General features: G+C 68.0%; 2 protein-coding genes. Both read left to right on the forward strand.

The features are described 5' to 3' along the window. Positions 1-222 precede the first annotated feature (222 nt). Positions 223-1437, forward strand: a complete 1215-nt coding sequence (locus tag ABZZ20_RS36750) for an IS110 family transposase (protein ID WP_356877390.1) — start codon at positions 223-225, stop codon at positions 1435-1437. Positions 1438-1496: 59 nt separating this feature from the next. After that, on the forward strand, positions 1497-1892 hold the full coding sequence (locus ABZZ20_RS36755; RefSeq protein ID WP_356877392.1) for a hypothetical protein: 396 nt from the start codon (positions 1497-1499) through the stop codon (positions 1890-1892). Positions 1893-1944 lie beyond the last annotated feature (52 nt).

Raw genomic sequence — 1944 nt, forward strand, 5'->3', positions numbered from 1 at the left:
GACATTGATACTCGTAGCGGGTTCCGGTGGTCGTGGCTCAGGGTCTGACTGACGTCCTGCTGGACTGTCCTGCGACTGTTCTGTCCGGCTACCGGGACCCGTTCTCCATGGCTCCGGCCAGGTGGAACATGACCTGATAGGAGCTTGGCCACAGGCCCCCTCAATGTCCTGTCTGACCCACCCAGCCGGCGTCACCTCCGGCCCGGGAAGGCAGCTGACAAGATGACCGTGACGATCACGCCCGCTACCGAGCTGGATGCGGTGTTCGGCGGAGTGGACTCTCACGCGGATACGATCCACGTCGCTGTCATCACCGACCGGGGCGGCCACGTCGCGGACGCCGAATTCCCCACCACGGCAGCCGGATACGCTGCGGCGATCGCGTTCCTGAACGCCCACGGCACCGTGACCGCCGTCGGCGTCGAGGGCACCTCCTCCTACGGCCTCGGGTTCACCCGCGCTGCCCGCCACACGGGCCTGACCGTGGTCGAGGTCAACCGGCCCGACAAGGCCGAGCGTCGCCGGATCGGCAAATCGGATCCCATCGATGCCTATGCGGCCGCTCGGGCCGCGCTGTCCGGACGGGCATCGGTCATACCCAAGGACGACACCGTCAGCGGCATACGCGCCCTCCACAACGCCGCCCGGTCTGCCGTCAAGGCCCGCACCGCCACCCTGAACCAGATCGCGCACATCCTCATCACCGCCCCGGACGACATCCGCGTCAAGTACACCGCCCTGCGCGGCAAGACGCAGGTCGACGCTATCTCCCGACTCCGTCCCACCGGTGACGGACCGCGCGTCGCCCTCTTGACCGCGCTGAAGACCCTCGCCCGCCGGGTCCAGGCCCTGACCGCGGAACACGACACCCTCACCGCCGCCCTGGACACTGTCGCCACCGAGCACAACCCCGGCCTGCGCGCCGCGTTCGGTGTCGGTCCGGACACCGCGGCCCAGCTCCTGTTGACCGCCGGCGGAAACCCCGACCGGCTACGCACGGAGGCGTCCTTCGCGGCTCTCTGCGGCACCGCGCCCGTCCCCGCCTCCAGTGGCAGGACCAACCGTCACCGCCTTTCCCGAGGCGGCGACCGCGGCGCGAACTCAGCCCTCTACCGCATCGCTCTCGTCCGCATGTCCAGCGACGCCCGCACCCGCGAGTACGTCGCCCGGCAGTCCGCCGCCGGACGCACGAAAAAGGAGATCATCCGTCTGCTCAAGCGGGCGATCGCCCGGGAGATCTTCCGCTACCTCACCACACCGGTCACCGTCCCGGACGTCTCCGACCTTCGGCCAGCACGCCAGGCCAAGAACATCACCCTCACAATCGTCGCTAAGCACTTCGGTGTCTGGCCTGCCGTGATCTCCTGCATCGAGCGCGGCACACGCCGCGACGACGACCTTGCAGACGCCTACCGGGACTGGCTCACCGCCGCTTGACCTCGGCCAACCCGACAACTCCCTGATCCTGAGACATGACGTCGGTGGATGATGGGGCGATGTTCGTCCGCACGGAGAGCCTGCCGCATACCCCGCAGCAGCACATGACAGTTCGGGTTCACACCACCATCGGGTCCGCCATGGTGCTCTGGCGCGGTGATCCGCGAGACGCCGACGGTCAGCACCTCATCGAATGGACAGTCGACGAGGGCATCCACTGGGGCCAGAACACCCGGGCGGCCTCTGCCGGCGAGCCGGAACTCCGGCAGGAAGGCGACCGGGTGATCATGAGCGGCCGCCTCCACCTGACCGACGACGGTGCCGCCTACCTCCAGATGGGTCATGGGTCCGTGCTGTTCGATCTGGCATCACCCGTCCCCAGCGGCCTGGACGGTTCCTGGATGCAGATCAGCGTCGGATCGGACAGTGTCGCCCTGCACCCCAACCAAACCTGACCGGGCCACCCTCAGGTTCTCAGCAGCCCTTGACTGCCAATAGGAGCATCAG

This window comes from Streptomyces sp. NPDC006430 (assembly GCF_040612395.1).
GTDB lineage: Bacteria > Actinomycetota > Actinomycetes > Streptomycetales > Streptomycetaceae > Streptomyces.